Genomic DNA, 21,328 nt, shown 5'->3' on the forward strand with positions numbered 1-21,328 from the left:
TATATGAATAGTTTAAAAAAGGGAATATTATTTTCTACGCTTATAATGAGTCTAGCATTAGTAAGCTGCAGTAATGATGATGGAGACGACGATTTAGTTGGGAACTGGATTAAAAAATCCTCTTTTGATGGTCCTGCTAGATCAAGTGCCACAAGTTTTGTGATAGGAAGTTATGCTTACGTAGCTACAGGCTACACTGGAGATGAATACCTAAAAGACCTATGGGCATATAATTCAGAAGGAGATTATTGGGAGCAAAAAGCAGATTTTAATGGTGTAGGAAGAAGTGCCGCTTCAGGCTTTGAACTAAATGACAAAGGATATATTGGTCTTGGTTACGATGGTACTAATAAACTGAAAGACTTTTATGAGTACAATCCTATAAGTAATACTTGGACTCAAAAAGCAGATTTTGCCGGAAGTGCTCGTTATTCTGCTGTAGGATTTCATGCAGGAGGAAAAGCCTACTTTGGAACAGGATATGACGGAAATTATCTTAAAGATTTTTACCAATATACCCCAACCAACGACACTTGGACACTAGTAAATGGTTTTAGTGGAAATAAAAGAAGAGGTGCGACTGTATTTGTTATTGACGACAAAGCATACCTAGCAACTGGAGTAAATAGTGGAACATACCAAGTCGATTTCTGGATGTTTGATCCCGCAACGGATGAATGGACAAGAAAACGCGATATCGATCAAGATGATGATGATGACTATTCTTATAACGATGACTACGTAATTGTACGATCTAATGCGTCTAGTTTTTCAATGAATGGATTAGGTTATATAGCCTGTGGCGAGAGCACAAGATCTGTTTGGGAATACGAACCTACAACTGATGTATGGCAAGAAAGAACTTCTCTTGAAGGTTCAGCGAGAACAGATGCCACCGGTTTTGCAATCAACCAACGTGGGTTTTTATTACTAGGAAGATCTGGATCATCTTACTTTGATGATTCTTGGGAATTTAAACCATTAGACGAGCAAAGCGATGATGATAATTAATTCAACTAATAGATTCTTCTGGACAAAACTCCAGAAGAATCTTATATTAGCAAACAAATACACTATTTTTTTTATATTGTGTTTGTTTCTATTTGTTTCATGTAATAAAGCAGAGAGTTTTAAAGTCCAATCTTTAAAAACTAATTCTGGTTGGGGCTACACAATATCTAAAGATGACAAAATCATTATAAAACAAACTGTCATTCCCGTTATTAGCGACAATAAGAGCTTTAAAACCGAAAAAGAGGCCTTAAGTGTAGGCAACTTAGTATTGCAAAAACTGAAAGACGATTTGTCTCCTACCGTAACAAAAAAAGATTTATTTTTATTAGCTATAAAAACCTAGATGAAATTAGACGACATAAAAAATAATAGTTCAAACAAAATACTAGTTCATAGTATTATTTGGAGCTTTTTTATTGTTACATCATTAATTTCTTTTTACGAAAGTTATTTGTTGATTAACCCCGATTTCTACGTGCAATGGATAAGTGGGATCACCTTATTTTATTTAAATTATTTTTATTTTGTTCCAAAATTACTGCTGCATAAAAAATACTGGTCTTTTTTAGCAATAGTACTTTCGATAATTACTTTTTTTACGATTGTAAGGATTGTTTACTTCATTCCTGATTTTAGAGAAATGATGCCTCCCAAAGTTTATGATGCAACTGGGCATCAAATTACAAGAAGAATGCCTTTTCGTAGAAAAGCTCCCTTTTTCATGATAATCTCTCCTTCTATTTTTTATGTTTTTATAATAGCAATCAGTACAATCATAAAAACATTATCAGAGTTTTATGATAATCAGCAAAATAAACTTATTGCTGAAACTCATAGAACCACCACAGAACTCAACTATTTAAGGAAACAAACAAATCCACATTTCCTATTTAATGCACTCAATAGTATTTATTCATTAGCCTACAAAAAATCAGATTTGGTACCAGATGCCATAGTAACCTTATCTGAAATGATGCGCTACATGCTTTATGAAACCGACAATAAAACTGTATTTCTTGAAAAGGAGATAAACTATATCAAAAATTATATTGAGCTCCAGAAATTACGATTAAATAACATTGAGAATATTTTCATAAATATTCATGGAGAAACTAGAAATAAATACATAGAACCATTACTTTTAATTTCTTTTATTGAGAATGCTTTCAAATACGGAACGGACTACAAAGGAGTGGCTTATGTAAAAATTAAAATAATTATCAATGATAATGTTTTAGATTTTTGGGTAGAAAACAAAATGGAAAACTACATTAAGGACCCAGAGAATTCCGGAATTGGTTTAACAAACATCGAAAGCAGACTGGATCTTCTATACCCAAATACGCATCAGCTTACAATAACTGAAACCGAAAATAGCTACAGTGTACATTTAAATTTGATCCTAGATAAAACACAAGTGATAAACACCTAAAAATTAAAGGAATTTCAACTCCACAATAGAAAATATGATGAAATGTGTTATAATAGATGATGAACCATTAGCAGTTGATTTGATCAAAGAATTTGTTAGTAAAATAGATTCACTTGAGCTAGTAAACACCTTCAACAATGCTATTGATGCCATCTCAATAATCAATCAATCTAATGTTGATTTAATTTTTTTAGATATAGAAATGCCTCATTTTTCGGGTATTGACTTTATCAATGCAATTGATAAAAAACCACTTATCATTTTCACCACCGCCTATTCTGACTATGCTGTTGAAGGATTTAACCTAGGCGCAGTAGACTATCTAGTAAAACCAATCCCTTTTCATAGATTTCTAAAATCGGTAATAAGAGCACAACAAATTTTTAGCCCCCAAAATACAGCTGCAACTACAACTTTAATTTCAGCACCTGAAATCGAACAAGATTTTATGTTTGTTAGAGCTGAATATGAAAATGTAAAATTGAACTTCGCAGATATTTTATATATTGAAGGGTTGAAAGATTATGTCAAAATATATACGACTGACTCTAAATATACATTAACCTTAATTAGTTTAATAAAGCTAGAAAACTTACTTTCATCTAAAGGGTTTGCTAGAGTTCATCGCTCTTATATTATCAATATAAAACACGTGAAATCCATCCAAAAAAACAAAGCCGTAATCGCCGACAAAAGAATTCCTATTAGTGAAAGTTATAAAAACTCATTCTTTGAAAGAATAAACTTGTAGTTTCTTATCGTTGCAGAATTTTATTCCTCGTCTTTAAACCAACTGGAATACATCACATAATTATCTGATATACGAGCTATTTCCCCAGCAAAATTTGACTGATCTATATCTTTTACCTTTTTAGCAGGAACACCTGCCCAAATAGAGCCAGACTCAACAACAGTATTTTGAGTAATTACCGCTCCAGCAGCAACAATAGAATTGCTTTGTACTACGCAATTATCCATCACTATGGCGCCCATTCCTATCAAAACATTATCGTGAATAGTACAACCATGAACGATTGCATTATGACCTATTGATACATTATTCCCAATGATAGTAGGATGCTTTTGATAGGTGCAATGTATTACAGCCCCATCCTGGATATTTACCTTGTTTCCAAACTTAATAAAATTAACGTCACCTCTGATAACTGCATTAAACCAAACACTGCAAGAATCACCAAAACTTACGTCTCCAACAATCGTTGCATTTTCGGCTACGTAACAATCCTTCGGTATTACAGGAGTTTTCCCGTTGACAGATTTTATTAACATTAAAATAGATAGATTAGAATTAATTAATAGCTGGACATTCACATTCGTACTTAACTGGTTTACAAAACAAGTTAACACCTAAAGTAATTTGATGATAGCCACCTGTATCAAACTTCACAGGGCCCGTAACATGCGAATACGTATAAGCAAACATCAAATTTTTGAAATTTACACCTACGATTGGAGTAATGTATTGCAGTTTTTGAGCAGAAACTCCGCTCCCGTCATTATATTCAGCACCATCAAAACTTCTTCTATAGGAAAGAGCTCCCCATAGTTGTCCGAAGTCTAAATTCTTGTATGCTTTCATATTTAAATCTATTGATTTCTCTTTGGTTTTACCTACAAGTTGAAACAATATAGATGGTTCAAACAATATGCGGTCACTATCCCCAAATACATAACCTGCACTCAAAAGATATTTCCTTAAATTATCACTTTCATATTCAGTGTAAATATCTCTTCTGGTTTCAATGGCGTTCTTAACGGTACCATGAACATAAAAGTCCAAATAATTATAAGAGGCACCAAAGTCTACATTGAAATAAGAGTCTTTTTGAACAACCGTTCCATCAATAATGGGATCAAAATCACCAGATTGTAAAAAACTTGTTTCGTCTAACTGACTCTGGATTAAACCTCCACTTATTCCAAATGACAATTGATTTAAATCAATTTCATCCCTAGAAAACATAAGGTGATATGCATAGGTTAATTTAACTCCTTTTTGAGAATGATAGCCATTTTTATCGTTAAACAAAATGATTCCAGCTCCAGCTTTTTCAGACACCCTACCATTAAAGCTTAAGGTTTGAAGTTCAGGCGCATCCTCTTGACCAAACCATTGTTTTCTGGCTGTAAGTCTGATTTTGGAGCAATTTGCAGCTCCTGCCATCGAAGGATGAATCAAATAATAATTATCTGATAAATAGTCCGAATAAACGGGTATTCCTTCTTGAGAAAAAGAATAAGATGTTATAAAAAAAAGTACTAATAAAATTTTAATTTTGATATACATTGAAATACTATTATTTAAAATTAAACATTAGTGCAGAAGAAAAGGTCTATACAAACTCATCGAACAACTAAAATAAAGTTAATTTATCCATTATTATATCAAATATAGGTATTCGTAGAAAATAACTTTGCTAAATTTGTAAAAATTTACAAAAGTTATGACAAAAGTTACCATAAAAGAAACGCAAAATCCTACTATACTAAAATTTGAATTCGAAGATTTTATTACTCAAAATGAAAGTTACGAGTTTAAAAATATAGACGAGGCAAAAGCATCTCCCCTAGCACAACAATTATTTTATTTACCATTCGTAAAAACAGTTTACATTTCCGGAAATTTTATAGCTATTGAAAAATATAGCATCGTAGAATGGGATGATGTTAAAGATGCTGTTGCTGAACAAATTGACACTTTCCTAAACAACGGAGGAACAATAATCACAATCGAGGAAAATAAAACTAAAAAGCAACCTATAACAGTTTATGGTGAAACAACACCAAATCCTGCCGCTTTAAAATTTGTCGTTAGCCGAATGCTAACTAAAAATGCAATTGAGTTTAAAAACATCGACCAAACTGCTCCTTCTCCTTTAGCAAAAGAATTGTTTAAATTTTCATATGTGAAAGAAGTATTCATTGACGAAAATTATATTTCAGTTACTAAATACGAAGTAAACAACTGGGACGAGATAACATTAGAACTAAGAAGCTTCATAAAACAGTATATTGAAAACGGAGGTGTTGTACTTGACGAAAGCGTTATTATAGCCAAAGAAAATCAAGAAAAGCACAAAAATGAAGATTTTGATAAATTAGATGTTACCTCACAACAAATCATCAACATCCTAGAGGAGTATGTAAAACCTGCTGTAGCAGCTGATGGTGGTAATATCATTTTTGACTCTTACAATGAGACTGACAAAGTAGTAAAAGTTGTTCTTCAAGGCGCATGTAGTGGTTGTCCATCATCAACATTTACTTTAAAATCCGGAATTGAAAACATGCTAAAAAGCATGTTAAATGACGAAAAAATACAAGTAGAAGCAGTCAACGGATAACTAAAACAAAATTACAATATGCTGATTTTATTAACATTACAAATTTATTAACCTCTTTTTCGATGTAGTTATAAAAATTTTAGTTAAATTTAATGTTCAACTAAAAAAATAGAAATTATGTCAGTATTAAAAGTTATTGAATTACTTTCCAGCTCAAATATCGGCTGGGAAGATGCAGCTCAAAAAGCAATTACTAAAGCATCAAAATCTGTGAAAAATATACGATCCGTATATGTAAAAGATCAAAGTGCTGCGGTAAGTGATGGTAAAATTGCGGAATACAGAGTCACCCTAAAAGTAACATTCGAACTTGAGTAACTCTATCTTAAAAAGAAAAAAGCGTTTCATAAGAAACGCTTTTTTTTTATGATGTTTAGTCTCGACTTAAAAAATCAAAACACAAAATACATCTACGACTATATATTGATTGGCTACAAATTATTACAAATAGAATGATACAACTGTAAGAACTAAATACCTGCTATTGTATCCTAATTTTAACATCTAAGAACATGGGATTATCATCATTTTTTAAAAATTTATTTGGCTCCGCCAACAAAACCTCGAGTAAATTAGCTGACAAAGCAGAAATAGCCGTAGAGCAGGTTAAAGAAACTGCTATGCCTTATCTAGAAAAGACAGAAAAATTTACACAGGAAACTTTTGAACAGGTAAAAGAAGCATCAGAACCGTTAATCGAAAAAGCCGAATCATTTTCAGCAGAAGCAAAAGAAGTTGTTAGCGATTATGCCGAAAAAACAAATGAGGCGATAGCCGATGTTATCAAAAAAGTAAAAGAACGCGCCTCTGATGAAAATACAAATAAATCATAAGAGAGTACCGATTCATCTATTCCAAAAAAATTAATTTGTAATTTTGTATTATAAACCTAAACCTTCTTCATTTGAAGGTTTTTTTATTACTTAAAAAATGACCCTAAGACCTGATTATGTTGCTGACTATGCAAGCAATTTTATTAAAACGCTGCTTGAATATTCCCCAAGATTAATTTCTGCATTTCTAATTCTATTTATTGGTCTTTATGCCATCAGGCTAATCAATAGGCTAATTAGAAAAGTAATGATTAAAAGGGAATTAGACCCAACATTGACCAATTTTTTGGCCGACATATTACTATGGGTCCTGCGAGTATTGTTATTTGTTTCATTTATTTCAAAACTCGGTATTGAAACCTCGTCATTTGTCGCCATTCTGGGAGCTATGGGACTTGCAGTAGGACTATCACTACAGGGATCGCTATCTAATTTTGCAGGTGGCATGTTGATTATTCTCTTTAAGCCTTTTAAAGTAGGACATCTAATCGAAGCACAGGGAGTATTAGCAACAGTTACTGAAATACAAATTTTTGTAACCAAATTAACGACAGCAAACAACCAGACTGTATTCGTTCCTAATGGCATATTATCTAACGGCACCATCACTAATTACTCTTTACAAAAATACCGAAGAGCTGATCTGACCTTCTCGATCTCTTATGATTCAAACATTAAAAAGGCGAAAGATCTAATTATGGAGGTATTAAATAACAACCCAAAAGTACTTCAAACTCCCAAACCAGAAGTTTTCGTAAAAAATCTGACGGATAGTGCCATTCAATTAGCAGTTAGACCTTGGGCGAGCAATGAGGATTTTGGCGTAGTTTTCACAGAGACATTAGAAAATTGCAAAACTGCTTTTGATACTGCAGGTATTGTAATCCAGCCTTATGTTAAAGAATTTTCCGCGACTAATACTTAGTAGCCATTAGCAAACATATGTTATTATTATTTTTTTGAAGTAGTTATCAAAAAATCTTTTAAATAAAAAGGCTCAAAATAGGCGACATCAACAGTGTCGCTTTTTTTATATTTTTCATAGCTAAGCGTACTCATTTCCTTAGCCGAAGGATATTTTATTTCCGCTAAGAAGACAAAATTTTCTTTAGTCAAAACAGCTTTACATTTCTCAGCGCAATCTCCTACAAAATAAACTGTTTCTTGAAGATTTTCAAAAGAGTCCTCACTTATAATTTCGGCTTGCACATCTCTTAATTTCTCTATTTTTGCATTAAAAATAGCGCTATACACTTCCATTCTACGAGCATCAATCATTGGAACAATCAATCCACTTGCTATCTTTACTTGCGACGCCAGCACTTTCAATGTATCAACCGCAATCAATGGAAGGTCTAATGCAAAGCACAGTCCCTTCGCTGCTGAAACACCTATACGAAGTCCCGTGTAAGAACCTGGTCCCTGACTCACCGCAATCGCTGATAAATCTTTATATGTTATTCCTGCTTCTTTTAAACTTGCCTCTATAAAAACGTGCAATCTTTCTGCATGAGAGTATCCTTCTTCCGCAATTTCTTTGCAAATGATAGTTTCACCCCCTTTGGCAATAGAGACAGAACAATTCTTAGTAGATGTCTCGATGTTGAGAATATAATCCAATTGTAAGTATTTATGATATTAATTTGAAAGCTTATCTGGATTATAATCCAAATAAGCTTTCAACTTTATTTTTTTTGTTTATCTGTTTTCTCAGAGACTAGGTCTCCTGAGTTAAGTTCTTTAGCGACAGTATTATAAGGACCTGTAATTACAACATCTCCTTTTTTCAGACCGCTTATCACCTCGATATTAGCATCATCTTGGATTCCAGTCTTAATAACTCTTATTTTAGCCTTATTCCCTACTTTTACAAAAACACATTCGTATTTTTTGTCGCTTTTAGGAGCTGCATTTTTTTCGTCAGCATTCTCAGGCATTTTAATTTCTTTGACTGCTGTAGTATCCGCTTTTACAACTACCGAACTTATTGGCACTGTCAAAACATTTTTCTTTGTTTTGGTTATGATATCAACCGTTGCAGTCATTCCCGGTCTAAATGGTGAGTAAGCAGCTGGTTTACCTACCAATAGATCCTCATATGATTCTTTTAAGATTCTGATTTTTACTTTAAAATTAGTTACCTGATCTGAAGTCAGTGTACTACTTGCTGAATTTGAAATACTGGTAACAACTCCTTTGAATTGTTTTTTCAAATAAGCGTCAACTTCAACTTTAGCAAAATCCCCTTCTTTTATTTTAACGATGTCATTCTCATTTACATCCACTTCAACTTCCATGTTACTTAAGTTGGCCACTCTCAAAATCTCAGTTCCAGTCATTTGTTGTGTCCCAAGTACACGTTCACCTAACTCAACATTAAGTACAGAAATTGTACCATCAGCAGGAGCATAAATAATTGTTCTTCCTAAGTTATCTCTAGCTTCACTTACTGATGCCGAAGCGCTTTGCACATTAAAATATGCACTTTGCTTAGTCGCTTTCGCCACTTCAAAAGAAGCAATTGACTTATCCCAATCCGCTTTAGAAATGATTCCTTTTTGGAATAAAGTTTTATTTCTATCATAACTAGACTTAGCCTCCTTAAACTGAGCATCAGCCTGTGTTAATCCTGCTTTTGATCCTGATAAACCAGCAACAGTTCTATTTAAACTTGAGGTATATAAATCAGGATTTATTTTTACTAACAAATCCCCTTTCTTTACTACTTGACCTTCTTTTACAGGCAATGAAATAATTTCACCAGAAACCATTGATGAAATTTTAACTTCAATTTCGGGTTGGATTTTCCCAGTAGCCGAAACGGTTTCTACGATCGTAGAAGCGTCAACCGTCGCTATTTCCACCTCTTTTCCCTCATCTTTATTTCCAATAACTCCCGTTTTTGAAAGCACTATTAACAATGCGATTAATGCAACAGCACTACCTATTAAGATATAAATTGTTTTTTTTGACATGTTTAATTAATTTTTAATGATAGGGATTCCAAAATAGAATTCTAATATTTTAATCTTGAATATATAATCGTACTTAGATCTAAGCACTTCAGATTGTGCATTTGAAAGCAAGGTTTGAGATTGATTTAAATCGAAAGAATTCATTAAACCAACATCAAATTTATCTTTGGAATAAGAATATGATGCCTGTCTAGACTCTAAAGCTACAAGCGCTGATTCATGAGATTTCAAAGCTCCCTTAGCATCTGCAAATGCTGTATAGACATTTCTTTGTAAATCTAAACTTTGTTGCTCTAATGCAATTTTAGATTTCTCTAAATTTACCTTAGAACGCTCTACATTGTTTTTCGCTGAAAACCCATTGAAAATTGGGATACTTAATTGCGCTCCAAAAGACTGTCCTTTATTATTACTAAATTGATCGAAAAAAGGATCTGCTTTACCAGTAATTGGAGAAAAATTGGGCTGCAGTACATTTTGGTTTGTACCTTCAACAAAACCGACAATTGAAGTTGGGTTAGCCGTATTTGGCTCTACACCTACTACTCTGTCAGCATACGCAACACGCGAACTGAAGTTATAAAAACCCTGTAAGGTTGGCATAAAACTTCCTTTTGCAATGGCTACATTTTTTTCAGCAATTTCTAAATTGGTTTGCGCAATTTTCAGTTCTGTTCTATTTTCTTTGGCTTTATCATAAATAGACAAAGGAGTTTGTGCCAATATATTGTTTTCGTCTTGTATTTCAGTTCCATCCTCAACATCAAAATTCTCAAAATCCTCTAATTGCAGCAATTGAGACAAACTTAATTTAGAAATCAACAAGGTATTTTCGGCAGTTATGACATTTTGATTATCTGACGCCAAGGTCGCTTTAATATCTAATAAATCGCCCCTAGGAATTGTTCCAGCATCAACTAATTCTTGTGAACGAGTCAGCTGCTTTTTATTAATTCCCATTTGTTCATTTTGCACTTTCAGATTTTCTTTATTGAAAAGAACCTGTAAAAAAGCATTGGCCACATTAAGCGCAATGTCTTCTTGCATTTTTGTTAACTGATACTGTGCTGCAATTATAGAGAGTTTAGCCTTTCTAAGCGTGTTTTGGTTTTGCAAGCCTTTATAGATATCAACTCCTATGCTTGCACCTGCAGAGGTAAATTGTGTTGTTTTATTTTGTAAAAGCCCAGTGGTAATATCTTGGTTTAAACCAATATTCCAGGAATGGCTAGCATTCGCATTTAAGGATGGTAAAAAATTCCCAATAGCCCCTTTTTTATCAATCAATGCCGATTGCGTATCAAGCTCTGTTTGTTTGATTGTAATATTATTATCTAATGCATATTTAACACATTCCTCTAAGGTCCATTTTTTAGTTTGGGCGTGTGAGGACAAACTAAAAGCAAAAAGTAAAACTAAGGGTATCCAACTATTTTTTTTCATATATTTTGAATGGAAGTGTAACAAAGGTACTACACAAATTTAACAATTATCTACTAACTGAAATTCTTTTAAGCGGTTTTTTTATTATTTAGAATCAGGGCTTTTCAATCCTTGATTCCAAATTTTTATTTTATCTGAAGCTGTAATTCCGCTTTTTATTTGAACATAAATCCCATCACTAACTCCTAAAACGAGGTCTTTTCTAACAAACTTCTGTGAGCCAGTTTCTACTTCAACATAAGGCAATTGCGTTTTTTTATCAAATTGAATTAGTGCTTCTTTCAAAGCCAAAACTTTATTTGCTTTTTCGAGAATAATAGAAGCATTAGCACTTAACCCTGCTCTGATAAAAGTATCATCTCTATTCTCTAAAGAAGCTTTAATCTCAAATTGGATTGCTCCATTTTCTGTCACTCCTTTTGGCGCAATATACTGTAATACAGCATCAAATTTTTTATTCTCAATTGCACCAACTGTTATTTCAATAGGCAACTTTTCTTTGATTTTCCCAACTTCTGACTCATCAATTTTACCTACAAAAATCATTCTCCCAACATCAGCAACACTAGCAATAGTTGTCCCTTCATTAAAGTTATTACTTTCAATAACCTGATTCCCCACTTTTACAGGAACATCAAGCACCATTCCGTTTACAGTAGAACGAATCAAAGTATTAGCATAACCACCAAGTCCCGAAGTAGTTCCTGTTTTAACAATATCCAAGCTCCTTCTTGCAGCACTATAATTTTGCTTTGCACTATTATAGGCTAATTGAGCTGCATCATAATCATTAGCAGAAATAACTCCTTTATCAAACAAAGTTTTCTGTCTTTGATGCAGTTTTTCTTGATTATCTAATTCAATTTTAGAGGACTGCAATTGATTTTGTGTATTACTTAAATTTGACACATTAGCTACCACTTTAATTTTAGCTATCAAATCACCTGCCTTAACAGTTTGTCCCGCTTTGATATATACCGCCTCAATAATTCCAGAAATATTAGGCTTTATCAACACCTCTTCGTCTGGAACAATATTACCTGTAGCAATTGTATTCTTCACAATGGATTTAATTTCAGCTTTATCCGTTTTAAAGACTACCGGAGGTTCCTGATTTTTTGCGTACAAATAATACAAGGCTCCAAAAAAGACTAGGGTGATAAAAATTAAAATAGTTATAGTTCCTCCTTTTTTCATTTTGATTTTGATTTAATCGTTTATTTTTTGATTGATAATTTATTCTGTTCGTAACGCGTCTACCGGCTTGATATTTATTGCCGTTTGTGCCGGAATATAACCCGCCAGCAAACCAGAACCTACTAATATAAACAAGGCGATAAAAACTACTGTTAGATCAACGCTTGGGTCGGCAAACATCATTCCTTCGCTTGGCATTGAATCTAACACCATATTGATTACCGCAACAACTCCCGTCGCCATTGCAATACCAAACATCCCAGCAATAATTGTTAAAAAAATAGCCTCTAATAATATTTGAGAACGTATTGCAGCAGGGGTTGCTCCTAATGCTCTACGAATACCAATTTCTTTGGTTCTTTCTTTTACTACAATCAACATAATATTAGAAATTCCAATAACTCCGGAAAGCAATACCAATGTCCCGACGAAATAAGCTATAAATTTTAAAATCATAAACAAACCTTGAACCTTACTGAACTCTTGGTATAAATCAAAATTTCCAATAGCCCTATCATCTTCTGGATGAATCGAATGTCTGGATTTTATAAACTCTAAAATCTGCGGTTTTAGTTCTGTAATGGATGCATTATCATTTGCTGTTAATGCCATCCAGCCAACTGTGTCTCCATAATTGAAAGCTTGCTGAAAAGTAGAAAACGGTATAAATATATTTTTTTGAGCAGATTCAGCATCTCCATTGTTTCTGGATTTTGAATTATAAACACCCACCACCATAAAATTTACGCCATTTACTTTTATATAAGTTCCAATAACATCTTCGGTTCTATCATACAATTCGCTAATTACACCTCGTCCAATAATTGCAACCTTGCGTTTTAAAAGAATGTCCTGTTGATTTACAAATCGACCGTTCACAATCTCCATTTGCTCTTGCTTAACCAACTCAGGATAATCGCCAAAAATAGTATAAGAGCCTGTTTTTGTTCCTCTAATTGCATTACTAGCTCCATTATGGCCTCCCAACTGATTTCGTGGAGAAACATAAAGAAGATCAGGGAAATTTTCCTTTAGAGCAATTACATCATTGTTCTTAAAATTATATTGTCTTGTTTTAGGAAGCCCTTTGTACGGTTTCGATGTTGTTTGACTCCACATAAACATGGTGTTTGTCGCAATTCCGTCAAAACCTTTTTTAACTCCATTTTCTAAACCTTTACCAGCAGCCAATAAAATCACTAAAATAAAAATTCCCCAAAACACTCCAAAAGCGGTTAAAACCGTTCGGAAGGTATTTGCCGTAAGAGCCTCTAATATTTCAATCCATCTATCTCTATCAAACATAATTATTCGTCTCTAAGTGCTACAATTGGTTTAATACTTGCTGCTCTATAAGCTGGAAAAAAACCTGCCAAAGCTCCTGCAAACACAAGCAAAATCAGGGTGGTTAATGCCACACCAAAATTCACTTCTGGATTTAAAAAATAATCACTTTTGACCATTGGCCCCACTAATTCAAGTAATATCAAACTTGATAAAAGTCCTATAAATCCTGAAATAGTAGTTATAAAAATGGATTCATGCAAAATCATAACAACAATAGAGAAAGGAGAAGCTCCAAGTGCTTTTCTGATTCCAATTTCTTTCGTTCTTTCCTTTACAATTATCATCATAATATTACTTACCCCAACAACTCCAGCAATTATGGTACAAATTCCAACCCACCAAAAAAACAATCGGATATAGAGATTTAAATCATAAAATTGCTTGACGTTTTCAATCGTGCTATTAATCCCGATACCGCTCAAATCATCAGGCGCAATCGTGTTTTTCCCTTTTAGCATTTGACTCACTTCAGTTGTGAATTTAACCGACTCAGCTAAAGCTTCTTGATAAGTATCTTTTTTATTAAGCGTAAAAGCCAAATTACTAATCTTGTCTCCGCCCACAAAAACCTTTTGCACAGTACTCAAAGGTAGATATGCTCTAGATTCTTCACGTTCACCGCCTGGGTCCATAAAAACCCCAACCACTTTAAATTTTATATTACTTATTGAAATTTCTTTTCCAATTGCATCTTTATCTTTAAACAAGTCCAATCGCAACTTTTCGCCAATAACTGCCACTTTGGTACTATTAATAATATCATTGACATTTACAAATCTTCCTTTTATAATGGTCAACCTTTCAATTGCTTGATGTTCCGGTGTTACCCCTTGATTATCATAGTTTCCGGTTTCCTTACCATAAACTATATTTGCATTCCAAAGCGCATAATTCGCACTTTCTTTATCTATTTCTTTATCAAATTTCTGAATTGCAAGCTCATGGTCACTATTGCGCAACTGAATCTGTCTTCCTGGATTTAATCCTTTGTATTCCTTTGTAGTGGTTCCTGCCCAAATCCAAATAACTCCTTCGGCATCATTTTCAAATTGTTTGGATATGCCATTCTCAAGCCCTTTCCCTACACCCAGAAGTATAACTAAAATAAAAATACCAGAAGCCACAGAAATCCCAGTGAGAAAGGTTCTCAGCTTATTCTTGGCTATAGCCTCAAATATTTCCTGCCAGCGCTCCACATTAAACATAGGCTGCCGCTCTTACTTGTTCTACCATTTTATCGTCAATGATCAATCCGTCCTTTAAAACAACATTCCTTTTGCACATTGCGGCAATATCCGGCTCATGCGTAACAATTAATATTGTTTTTCCTTCATCATTAATACCTTGAATTAATTCCATTACCTCATAGGAGGTTTTTGTATCTAAAGCTCCCGTTGGTTCATCTGCCAATAATACTTTTGGATTTGATGCCAATGCTCTCGCAATTGCCACACGTTGTTTTTGTCCACCAGAAAGTTCTGAAGGCAAATGATGAGAATGCGTTGCAAGGCCCACTTTTTCGAGATAACTCATCGCAATTTCATAACGTTCTTTTCTTTTTACACCTTGATAATACAAAGGCATAGCCACGTTATCTAAAGCACTTTTATAATTTATTAAATTGAAAGATTGGAATACAAAACCTAAAAATTGGTTGCGGTACCTAGATGCAATGGTTTCATTTAATTTTTTAATTGGAACATTATCCAAAATATAATCACCAGAATCAGCTTCGTCAAGAATCCCAAGAATATTCAATAGTGTGGATTTCCCTGAACCAGACGAACCCATAATCGCAACAAGTTCCCCTTCTTTGATATTAAAATTAATACCTTTTAAGACATGCAATTCAGAGCTTCCCATTGTATAGGATTTATGTAAGTCTTTAATTTCTATCATGTTTTTTTTATATTTTAAAATAATAGTTCCTACTAAAAAGCAGAATAACTATCTACCCTAAAGCAGAAGCGCAGCATAACATCTTAATTCATAAGACTTAATTACAAGTTAATTGTTACAGTTTTAAAAGAAAATATATTTCTTTTACTAATTTTACGTCTTCAAAAAAACATCAAAAATGCTCAAATACATTGTGACCCTTTGTTTTCTTTGCTCTTTATTATTGAGCTGTTCCACTTCGCAAAAAATTAACACCCTAAAACCAGAACCGGACGATGCAACTCCTTTGGTATACGAGAACAGCCCTTCCTTTATAAACCTACCTATCAGCATAAAACTAAAAGACATCGAAAACAAAACTAATTCGATATTGTCTGGACTGATATATGATGATAGCGACATAGAAGATGACGACATCGAGATTAAAATTTGGAAATTAGCCCCTATCACAATACGAAATAACAATGGAACATCTGGAGATAAAATTGAAACCATTCTCCCTTTGAAGGCAATTGTAAAGTATAGAATTGGCACAAAAACGATGGGGGTTGAGTTATATAATACCCGAGAATTTAATTTAAATGGAGTAGTTACCCTGACTAGTGATGTTGCTTTGAATAATTGGCAACTAAAAACAAAGACTGTATTAAAGTCATTAGATTGGAATGAGACACCTACGATGTCTGTTTTTGGAAAAAATGTTCCCGTAACCTACCTTATCAACCCCGGAATAAAACTATTCAAATCAAAAATAGAAAGAAAAATCGATGAAGTTATTGTAAAATCTATGGACTTTAAACCAAATGTTATCAATGCAATAGAACAAATTTCCATTCCTTTTAAAATGAATGATGATTATGAAAGCTGGCTTAGAATCACAGCCGTCGAAATATACTCTACTGCCGCTAAACTAAAAGAGGATTCTTTTCAATTACAAATGGGGATGAAATGCACGATGGAAACCTTGATTGGACGAAAACCCGAATCAAAATTTGACGCCAATAAAATCATATTGAAACCTGTCACTAAAATACCAAATCAAGTAAAAGCAAACATTGTCGCTGTTTCAACTTACCATGAAGCTTCTAAAATAATGACCAAGAATTTCATCGGACAAGAGTTTGGATCAGGAGGGAAGAAAGTCAAAGTAAAGAATGTCTCCATTTGGCATAAAGATGGAAAAATGGTGATTGCACTAGACCTATTAGGATCTGTAAACGGAACAATCTACTTATCTGGTTTCCCAAAGTACAACGACGAAAAAAAGGAAATCTACTTTGATAAATTAGAATACATATTGGACACAAAAAACAAACTTATGCGAACTGCTAACTGGCTTGCACAAGGAATGGTCTTAAGGAAGATTCAGGAAAATTGTCGCTATTCAATCCAACCGAATTTAAACGAAGGCAAGCAAACTATGATGAGCTATTTAGCAAATTACAACCCAATACCTGGTGTTTTTGTTAATGGAAAAATGGAAGACATTGAATTCAAAAAAATCCAATTAACAAACAATGCCATTATTGCATTTATTGCAGTAAACGGCGAAATCAATATTTCAATTGACGGTTTAAAGTAACCCGCTAAAATATTATTCAGATTTCTTCTTTTTATATAATCTATAAACGGCATAACCGATACCGGCTACTAAAATATAAGGAATCAACATCAAATATACAATCCCATCATTTACTGCTTGTGCCTGAACTTTATTGCCTTCACCACCTAATGCAGCACGACACATCGCACATTGCGCATTTGCGGAAGCGGAAAAAACAAATAGACATAAAGCGAATAAAGAAGCTTGTAATTTACTTTTTTTAAACATAATAAGGAGATATCATTAAATACACCACAACACCCGTAATGGCAACATATAGCCAAATAGGGAAGGTGATTTTGGCAATTTTTTTATGCTTATCAAATACTTGTGCCAATGCACGAACATAGGTTATTAAAACCAACGGAATAATTATAACAGATAAAATAATGTGCGTAACCAAAATAAAATAATAAACATATTTTATAATACCCTCTCCTCCAAATTTTGTTGAATCAGAAGTCATGTGGTACGCTACATACATCCCTAAAAAAGCAATAGAACAACCTATAGCCATTTTCATCAAGTTCTCATGTAATTTCTTATTACCGTTTTTTATTGCTAACACCGCAGCAATTAAAAGTATTGCAGTAAGACCATTAATTGATGCATAAATAGGAGGAAGAAAATTAAGTGGCTCCACTGCGAAACCTAACTTTTTTAAATTAATACTAAAAAGCAACACAACGACAACGGGAATTGTAACTGATAAAAGTACAATCCATTTACTATATTTTTTTTCTAAATTCTGATCTTTCATAATAACTATTCCTTTAACAATACATTTATATCTTGCTGAATATCCCTTACTCCTTTTTTGTCTAAGCCATCGTAGTAAAGAATAGGATTCCCAAAGTCATCCTTTCTACAACGAATATTACCATTCTTGTCTACAAGAGCAAATAAACCTGAATGTTCAAAACCCCCATCTACATTAGCATTTTCACCAGCGTAAAGATTAAAACCTTTGTTCGCCAAATTAAATATATACTCTCTCTCGCCTGTTAAGAAATTCCAGTTTGAAGATTTAACTCCTAATAATTCTGCATGGGATTTCAAAACTGCCGGCGTATCGTGCGATGGGTCTATGGTAATAGACACTATCCCGAAGTTTGGATTTCCAAAAAAAGTTTTTTCTATCAAAAGCATGCTTTGATTCATTTTTGGACAAATGGAAGGGCATGTAGTAAAGAAAAACTCTAATACATACACTTTACCTTTATAAGTTTCATTGGTGATTTTTACATTGTCTTGATTAATTAATTCAAATTTAGGCGCAGGCCCAATTTTCGTTAATTTTTCAATTTCATTATTCGAACCAGTCACCATATCCAAACGATCTCCTTTTACGATTTCGTTATTTTGAATTTTAGATATAATTTTAGGCACTGCATAAATTCCAAAAACAAGAATTATAAATGAAATACCGATGTAAGCTTTATTTTTAAACATGGATTATAACTTTAAAGTTTTTTTGTAGCGTTATGATTTTTCTTGAGTGCAGCACGGTATTCATAAAGAATAACCTTAAAATCATCTAACATCTCATTACTCAAATCAGCAGGATGAAAAGTATCATATCCTTCTTTATATCCTTTCTTCTCTTTTCTACCTCTAAGACTTCTATCCTTGTCTACAATATAAACATCTGAGGTACCTGCGTCTTTATCTAATTTTCCAACTAATTTCAGTTGGCTATAATACGCATTAATTTCTTCTGGAGTAGTAAAAACGAAATGCCATTGCGACACATCAGTAAACTCATCAAGCGCATCCATAATACTTCTAATATCATCTTCTGTTCCTAATGGGCAGATCATGACAAATTGTAAGTCTTGAAAAGTATGGTAACGTTGGTATATTTTTTCGTTAAGATTGAATAGGTTCCCTCTGTGTTTTAAAACCTCACTACCAGCAAAACCCAAAATAGTAATTTTATTATCTAAACTTACTTTTTCACCATTCAAGGATTCCCATTTTCCAAAATCAGGAATTTTAGGGGTAATAATAGGTAATTTTGTAAAACCATTAACACCGGATGCAAAAAAAAGATAGGCAACGATTGGCAATATAAAAAGGATAAAAAGAACTATATTTTTTTTCATTATGTGTAGATGTCATTTAAGGTACAAAAATAAAATAAAAAAGGGCATCTGCCGCAGCGGATACCCTTTTTTTGAATTAATATATTGTTAAAAATTCCATTTAATGGTCGAATCTTTAAAAACCCCATAAATATAATTCCCTTCAGTCAAAAGAATGAAAAGTAAATATAATATTAAAAATACAACAGGTAAAACAACTGCATATCTCAGACTACTTTTTTCCCCTTCCATATGCATAAATGCATATACAATGTAGTATGCTTTATATATAGTTAGAGCATAAAATATCCAATTCAGCAAGTTCATTCCCAAGAAATGATTTAAGTGTAATGATTCTGGCTTAAGAATACCTAAAATTACTTCTACTATAGTAACAGCAGATAATATTCCAAAAACCTTCCAAATTCTACTTGTATTTGATGCATGTACGTGTGACATAATAATAATCTTTAAAAATTAAACTAGATAGAATACTGTAAATACAAATACCCAAACTAAATCGACAAAGTGCCAGTACAAACCAACTTTCTCTACCATTTCATAACTTCCTCTTTTTTCGTAAGTTCCAAGAAGTACATTAAAAAAGATGATGATATTTATAATCACCCCTGAAACAACGTGAAAACCGTGAAAACCTGTAATAAAGAAAAAGAAATCAGCAAATAATTTGCTACCATACTCATTTCTTGTCAAATTCGCACCTTCAACAACGTACGTTGCTTGTCCTAATCTTAGCAAAGACTCCTCTCTAGTTAGAATTGTTTTGTGCTTAATTTTAGTTAAATCATGGTTGATCTTAGCATCTTTCATCGTTGCCTCATCTCCTTCATAAATAACTTCTGTTCTGATCAATAAATCAGGATGCGCTTTAAAACCAGCCTGAACTTCCGCTACTGAATAAGATGGCAAAGAAGATTCACTCATGAACCAAGTTCCTTTATTTCTATTCAATTGCTCTCTTTCCAAAGGCAAAGTCGCTGCAAAATCAGCAAGTGCAACACGCTTTCCATCTTTGTCAACAAACTGAAGTAAACTACCTCCTTTTGTTTCGATTGCACCGTATTCTCCTTTTATGAAATTATTCCACTCCCAAGCTTGTGACCCTACGAAGATCATACCACCGATAATGGTTAAAAACATGTAAAGAACCACTTTGTTCTTTTTCATTTGATGACCTGCATCAACGGCTAAAACCATTGTTACAGATGAAAAAATCAAAATAAACGTCATTAACGCCACATAGTACATTGGTGCAGACACACCGTGCATAAATGGGAAGTGAGTAAACACTTCATCGGCCAATGGCCACGTTTCGATAAATTTAAATCTAGAAAAACCGTAGGCTGCTAAAAATCCAGAGAACGTTAAGGCATCTGACACGATAAAAAACCACATCATTAATTTACCATAACTTGCTCCCATTGGCTCATTGCCGCCTCCCCAAGTTTTTTCTTCACTATTTGCAGTAGTAACTGTCGCTTCCATAAAAGTTATTCGTTAAAAAGTTCCCAAATTTACGTTTTTTTCTTATTTAAAGAAATATAAAAATACAAATAAATACAACCACAAGAAATCAAGAAAGTGCCAGTACATTGCACCTAGTTCTATTCCAAGAGTTTGAGTCGAATTGTATTTTTGTTTAAAATGATTATAAATTATAATTAGCAGTGAAATCAACCCTCCCGCAAGGTGAATCAAGTGCACAACCGTTACAATATAAAGAAATGTTGTTGTAATCGAACTCTCAGTTCCTGTAAAATAGTATCCATTTTCTACAATTTGACCAAACCCTACAAACTGCAAAACAACAAATAATATTCCCAAGGCTAAAGTAGCTAAAAGAAATGTAGTAGTAGCACTTTTATTGTCTTTTTGAATAGCTTTTTTAGCTAAATGAAAAGTAACACTACATCCTAAAATCACCAGAGTACTGTAATAGAAAGCCGAAGGTAACTCAAAATCCTTTAACCAGTCTACCCTAGATTTACTCACTACGAAGGCACTTGTAAGCCCCGCAAACATCATAATCATACTGACCATAGCAAACAACAGTATCAATTTGTATGATCTTGCCGTCCTTGCTTTATGTTCGCCTTTTGTCATTGTAATCTCCAT

The 21,328-nt window shown here is 33.3% G+C and carries 25 protein-coding genes; 9 read left to right on the plus strand and 16 right to left on the minus strand.

The annotated features are described in order from the left end of the window. Positions 1-3: 3 nt before the first annotated feature. Genes BLV91_RS14175 through BLV91_RS14190 form a run of 4 tightly spaced genes read left to right on the plus strand, consistent with a single transcriptional unit; the run spans position 4 to position 3,197 of the window. Positions 4-1,011: a Kelch repeat-containing protein gene (locus BLV91_RS14175; RefSeq protein WP_091434435.1), complete on the plus strand. Its 1,008-nt coding sequence runs from the start codon at positions 4-6 to the stop codon at positions 1,009-1,011. Next, the gene (locus BLV91_RS14180) at positions 998-1,357 is read left to right on the plus strand and encodes a DUF4907 domain-containing protein (protein WP_245709713.1); all 360 of its coding nucleotides are present in this window, start codon (positions 998-1,000) and stop codon (positions 1,355-1,357) included. The genes BLV91_RS14175 and BLV91_RS14180 overlap by 14 nt, the downstream gene beginning before the upstream one ends. After that, positions 1,358-2,446: a sensor histidine kinase gene (locus tag BLV91_RS14185; protein ID WP_091434437.1), complete on the plus strand. Its 1,089-nt coding sequence runs from the start codon at positions 1,358-1,360 to the stop codon at positions 2,444-2,446. It abuts the gene before it with no gap. A gap of 37 nt (positions 2,447-2,483) precedes the next feature. Next, a complete protein-coding gene (locus BLV91_RS14190) occupies positions 2,484-3,197 on the plus strand; it encodes a LytR/AlgR family response regulator transcription factor (RefSeq protein WP_091434545.1) in 714 nt (237 codons plus the stop codon). 20 nt (positions 3,198-3,217) lie between these two features. Here the strand turns inward: BLV91_RS14190 and BLV91_RS14195 are convergent, their stop codons facing one another. Together BLV91_RS14195 and BLV91_RS14200 are read right to left on the minus strand one after the other, a co-directional pair. Next, on the minus strand, positions 3,218-3,736 hold the full coding sequence (locus tag BLV91_RS14195; protein WP_091434547.1) for a gamma carbonic anhydrase family protein: 519 nt from the start codon (positions 3,734-3,736) through the stop codon (positions 3,218-3,220). Positions 3,737-3,755: 19 nt separating this feature from the next. Beyond that, a complete protein-coding gene (locus BLV91_RS14200) occupies positions 3,756-4,754 on the minus strand; it encodes a PorP/SprF family type IX secretion system membrane protein (protein WP_091434438.1) in 999 nt (332 codons plus the stop codon). A 157-nt stretch (positions 4,755-4,911) separates the two neighbouring features. Here BLV91_RS14200 and BLV91_RS14205 point away from each other — a divergent pair, with 157 nt between their 5' ends. The 4 genes from BLV91_RS14205 (at position 4,912) to BLV91_RS14220 (ending at position 7,569) form a co-directional block, all read left to right on the plus strand. Beyond that, on the plus strand, positions 4,912-5,811 hold the full coding sequence (locus tag BLV91_RS14205) for a NifU family protein (RefSeq protein ID WP_091434439.1): 900 nt from the start codon (positions 4,912-4,914) through the stop codon (positions 5,809-5,811). A gap of 117 nt (positions 5,812-5,928) precedes the next feature. Continuing rightward, positions 5,929-6,129: a dodecin family protein gene (locus BLV91_RS14210; RefSeq protein ID WP_091434441.1), complete on the plus strand. Its 201-nt coding sequence runs from the start codon at positions 5,929-5,931 to the stop codon at positions 6,127-6,129. A 194-nt stretch (positions 6,130-6,323) separates the two neighbouring features. Continuing rightward, positions 6,324-6,644: a prolipoprotein diacylglyceryl transferase gene (locus BLV91_RS14215; protein WP_091434442.1), complete on the plus strand. Its 321-nt coding sequence runs from the start codon at positions 6,324-6,326 to the stop codon at positions 6,642-6,644. 97 nt (positions 6,645-6,741) lie between these two features. Further along, positions 6,742-7,569, plus strand: a complete 828-nt coding sequence (locus BLV91_RS14220) for a mechanosensitive ion channel family protein (RefSeq protein WP_091434444.1) — start codon at positions 6,742-6,744, stop codon at positions 7,567-7,569. Positions 7,570-7,595: 26 nt separating this feature from the next. On the opposite strand, the gene tsaB is transcribed toward BLV91_RS14220, so the two are convergent. From tsaB to BLV91_RS14255, 7 genes are all read right to left on the minus strand, one after another. Continuing rightward, a complete protein-coding gene (tsaB, locus tag BLV91_RS14225; RefSeq protein ID WP_091434446.1) occupies positions 7,596-8,264 on the minus strand; it encodes a tRNA (adenosine(37)-N6)-threonylcarbamoyltransferase complex dimerization subunit type 1 TsaB in 669 nt (222 codons plus the stop codon). A gap of 65 nt (positions 8,265-8,329) precedes the next feature. Beyond that, the gene (locus BLV91_RS14230; protein WP_091434448.1) at positions 8,330-9,619 is read right to left on the minus strand and encodes an efflux RND transporter periplasmic adaptor subunit; all 1,290 of its coding nucleotides are present in this window, start codon (positions 9,617-9,619) and stop codon (positions 8,330-8,332) included. A 6-nt stretch (positions 9,620-9,625) separates the two neighbouring features. Further along, complete coding sequence (locus BLV91_RS14235) at positions 9,626-11,062, minus strand: TolC family protein (protein WP_091434450.1); 1,437 nt, start codon at positions 11,060-11,062, stop codon at positions 9,626-9,628. A gap of 84 nt (positions 11,063-11,146) precedes the next feature. Continuing rightward, the gene (locus BLV91_RS14240; protein WP_091434451.1) at positions 11,147-12,259 is read right to left on the minus strand and encodes an efflux RND transporter periplasmic adaptor subunit; all 1,113 of its coding nucleotides are present in this window, start codon (positions 12,257-12,259) and stop codon (positions 11,147-11,149) included. Positions 12,260-12,298: 39 nt separating this feature from the next. Next, positions 12,299-13,564: an ABC transporter permease gene (locus BLV91_RS14245; RefSeq protein ID WP_091434453.1), complete on the minus strand. Its 1,266-nt coding sequence runs from the start codon at positions 13,562-13,564 to the stop codon at positions 12,299-12,301. A 2-nt stretch (positions 13,565-13,566) separates the two neighbouring features. Next, positions 13,567-14,811, minus strand: coding sequence for an ABC transporter permease (locus tag BLV91_RS14250; protein WP_091434455.1), 1,245 nt, complete (start codon positions 14,809-14,811; stop codon positions 13,567-13,569). After that, the gene (locus BLV91_RS14255; protein WP_091434457.1) at positions 14,804-15,505 is read right to left on the minus strand and encodes an ABC transporter ATP-binding protein; all 702 of its coding nucleotides are present in this window, start codon (positions 15,503-15,505) and stop codon (positions 14,804-14,806) included. The genes BLV91_RS14250 and BLV91_RS14255 overlap by 8 nt, the downstream gene beginning before the upstream one ends. Before the next feature lie 178 nt (positions 15,506-15,683). Between BLV91_RS14255 and BLV91_RS14260 the strand changes: the two genes are divergently transcribed. Then, entirely contained in the window at positions 15,684-17,087 is a 1,404-nt protein-coding gene (locus BLV91_RS14260; protein ID WP_091434459.1) for a DUF4403 family protein, read from the plus strand. A gap of 12 nt (positions 17,088-17,099) precedes the next feature. Here BLV91_RS14260 and BLV91_RS14265 read toward each other — a convergent pair whose 3' ends face one another. The 7 genes from BLV91_RS14265 to BLV91_RS14295 form a co-directional block, all read right to left on the minus strand. Next, entirely contained in the window at positions 17,100-17,336 is a 237-nt protein-coding gene (locus BLV91_RS14265; RefSeq protein ID WP_091434461.1) for a hypothetical protein, read from the minus strand. After that, positions 17,329-17,868 carry a DUF420 domain-containing protein gene (locus BLV91_RS14270; protein WP_091434463.1) on the minus strand — a complete coding sequence of 180 codons (540 nt, stop codon included), beginning with the start codon at positions 17,866-17,868 and terminating at the stop codon, positions 17,329-17,331. Before BLV91_RS14270 ends, BLV91_RS14265 begins: the two co-directional genes overlap by 8 nt. A 5-nt stretch (positions 17,869-17,873) precedes the next feature. After that, positions 17,874-18,560 carry an SCO family protein gene (locus BLV91_RS14275; protein ID WP_091434465.1) on the minus strand — a complete coding sequence of 229 codons (687 nt, stop codon included), beginning with the start codon at positions 18,558-18,560 and terminating at the stop codon, positions 17,874-17,876. A gap of 11 nt (positions 18,561-18,571) precedes the next feature. Then, on the minus strand, positions 18,572-19,213 hold the full coding sequence (locus BLV91_RS14280; protein ID WP_091434467.1) for a hypothetical protein: 642 nt from the start codon (positions 19,211-19,213) through the stop codon (positions 18,572-18,574). An 87-nt stretch (positions 19,214-19,300) separates the two neighbouring features. After that, on the minus strand, positions 19,301-19,651 hold the full coding sequence (locus BLV91_RS14285; protein WP_091434469.1) for a cytochrome C oxidase subunit IV family protein: 351 nt from the start codon (positions 19,649-19,651) through the stop codon (positions 19,301-19,303). 18 nt (positions 19,652-19,669) lie between these two features. Continuing rightward, positions 19,670-20,698, minus strand: a complete 1,029-nt coding sequence (locus BLV91_RS14290) for a cytochrome c oxidase subunit 3 (RefSeq protein WP_091434471.1) — start codon at positions 20,696-20,698, stop codon at positions 19,670-19,672. A gap of 42 nt (positions 20,699-20,740) precedes the next feature. After that, entirely contained in the window at positions 20,741-21,328 is a 588-nt protein-coding gene (locus tag BLV91_RS14295; protein WP_091434472.1) for a cytochrome c oxidase subunit 3, read from the minus strand.

The organism is Flavobacterium degerlachei, assembly GCF_900106645.1.
Lineage (GTDB): Bacteria > Bacteroidota > Bacteroidia > Flavobacteriales > Flavobacteriaceae > Flavobacterium > Flavobacterium degerlachei.

Excerpts from the sequence above, each read along its gene's own strand:
- BLV91_RS14280 (WP_091434467.1), bottom strand. The coding sequence starts at position 19,213 with ATGAAAAAAAATATAGTTCTTTTTATCCTTTTTATATTGCCAATCGTT.
- BLV91_RS14275 (WP_091434465.1), bottom strand. The coding sequence starts at position 18,560 with ATGTTTAAAAATAAAGCTTACATCGGTATTTCATTTATAATTCTTGTT.
- BLV91_RS14240 (WP_091434451.1), bottom strand. The coding sequence starts at position 12,259 with ATGAAAAAAGGAGGAACTATAACTATTTTAATTTTTATCACCCTAGTC.
- BLV91_RS14270 (WP_091434463.1), bottom strand. The coding sequence starts at position 17,868 with ATGAAAGATCAGAATTTAGAAAAAAAATATAGTAAATGGATTGTACTT.
- BLV91_RS14295 (WP_091434472.1), bottom strand. The coding sequence starts at position 21,328 with ATGGAGATTACAATGACAAAAGGCGAACATAAAGCAAGGACGGCAAGA.
- BLV91_RS14185 (WP_091434437.1), top strand. The coding sequence starts at position 1,358 with ATGAAATTAGACGACATAAAAAATAATAGTTCAAACAAAATACTAGTT.
- BLV91_RS14290 (WP_091434471.1), bottom strand. The coding sequence starts at position 20,698 with ATGGAAGCGACAGTTACTACTGCAAATAGTGAAGAAAAAACTTGGGGA.
- BLV91_RS14245 (WP_091434453.1), bottom strand. The coding sequence starts at position 13,564 with ATGTTTGATAGAGATAGATGGATTGAAATATTAGAGGCTCTTACGGCA.
- BLV91_RS14265 (WP_091434461.1), bottom strand. The coding sequence starts at position 17,336 with ATGTTTAAAAAAAGTAAATTACAAGCTTCTTTATTCGCTTTATGTCTA.
- BLV91_RS14205 (WP_091434439.1), top strand. The coding sequence starts at position 4,912 with ATGACAAAAGTTACCATAAAAGAAACGCAAAATCCTACTATACTAAAA.
- BLV91_RS14235 (WP_091434450.1), bottom strand. The coding sequence starts at position 11,062 with ATGAAAAAAAATAGTTGGATACCCTTAGTTTTACTTTTTGCTTTTAGT.
- BLV91_RS14175 (WP_091434435.1), top strand. The coding sequence starts at position 4 with ATGAATAGTTTAAAAAAGGGAATATTATTTTCTACGCTTATAATGAGT.
- BLV91_RS14250 (WP_091434455.1), bottom strand. The coding sequence starts at position 14,811 with ATGTTTAATGTGGAGCGCTGGCAGGAAATATTTGAGGCTATAGCCAAG.
- BLV91_RS14230 (WP_091434448.1), bottom strand. The coding sequence starts at position 9,619 with ATGTCAAAAAAAACAATTTATATCTTAATAGGTAGTGCTGTTGCATTA.
- BLV91_RS14195 (WP_091434547.1), bottom strand. The coding sequence starts at position 3,736 with ATGTTAATAAAATCTGTCAACGGGAAAACTCCTGTAATACCGAAGGAT.
- BLV91_RS14285 (WP_091434469.1), bottom strand. The coding sequence starts at position 19,651 with ATGTCACACGTACATGCATCAAATACAAGTAGAATTTGGAAGGTTTTT.
- BLV91_RS14190 (WP_091434545.1), top strand. The coding sequence starts at position 2,484 with ATGAAATGTGTTATAATAGATGATGAACCATTAGCAGTTGATTTGATC.
- BLV91_RS14220 (WP_091434444.1), top strand. The coding sequence starts at position 6,742 with ATGACCCTAAGACCTGATTATGTTGCTGACTATGCAAGCAATTTTATT.
- BLV91_RS14200 (WP_091434438.1), bottom strand. The coding sequence starts at position 4,754 with ATGTATATCAAAATTAAAATTTTATTAGTACTTTTTTTTATAACATCT.
- BLV91_RS14255 (WP_091434457.1), bottom strand. The coding sequence starts at position 15,505 with ATGATAGAAATTAAAGACTTACATAAATCCTATACAATGGGAAGCTCT.
- BLV91_RS14260 (WP_091434459.1), top strand. The coding sequence starts at position 15,684 with ATGCTCAAATACATTGTGACCCTTTGTTTTCTTTGCTCTTTATTATTG.
- BLV91_RS14180 (WP_245709713.1), top strand. The coding sequence starts at position 998 with ATGATGATAATTAATTCAACTAATAGATTCTTCTGGACAAAACTCCAG.
- BLV91_RS14215 (WP_091434442.1), top strand. The coding sequence starts at position 6,324 with ATGGGATTATCATCATTTTTTAAAAATTTATTTGGCTCCGCCAACAAA.
- BLV91_RS14210 (WP_091434441.1), top strand. The coding sequence starts at position 5,929 with ATGTCAGTATTAAAAGTTATTGAATTACTTTCCAGCTCAAATATCGGC.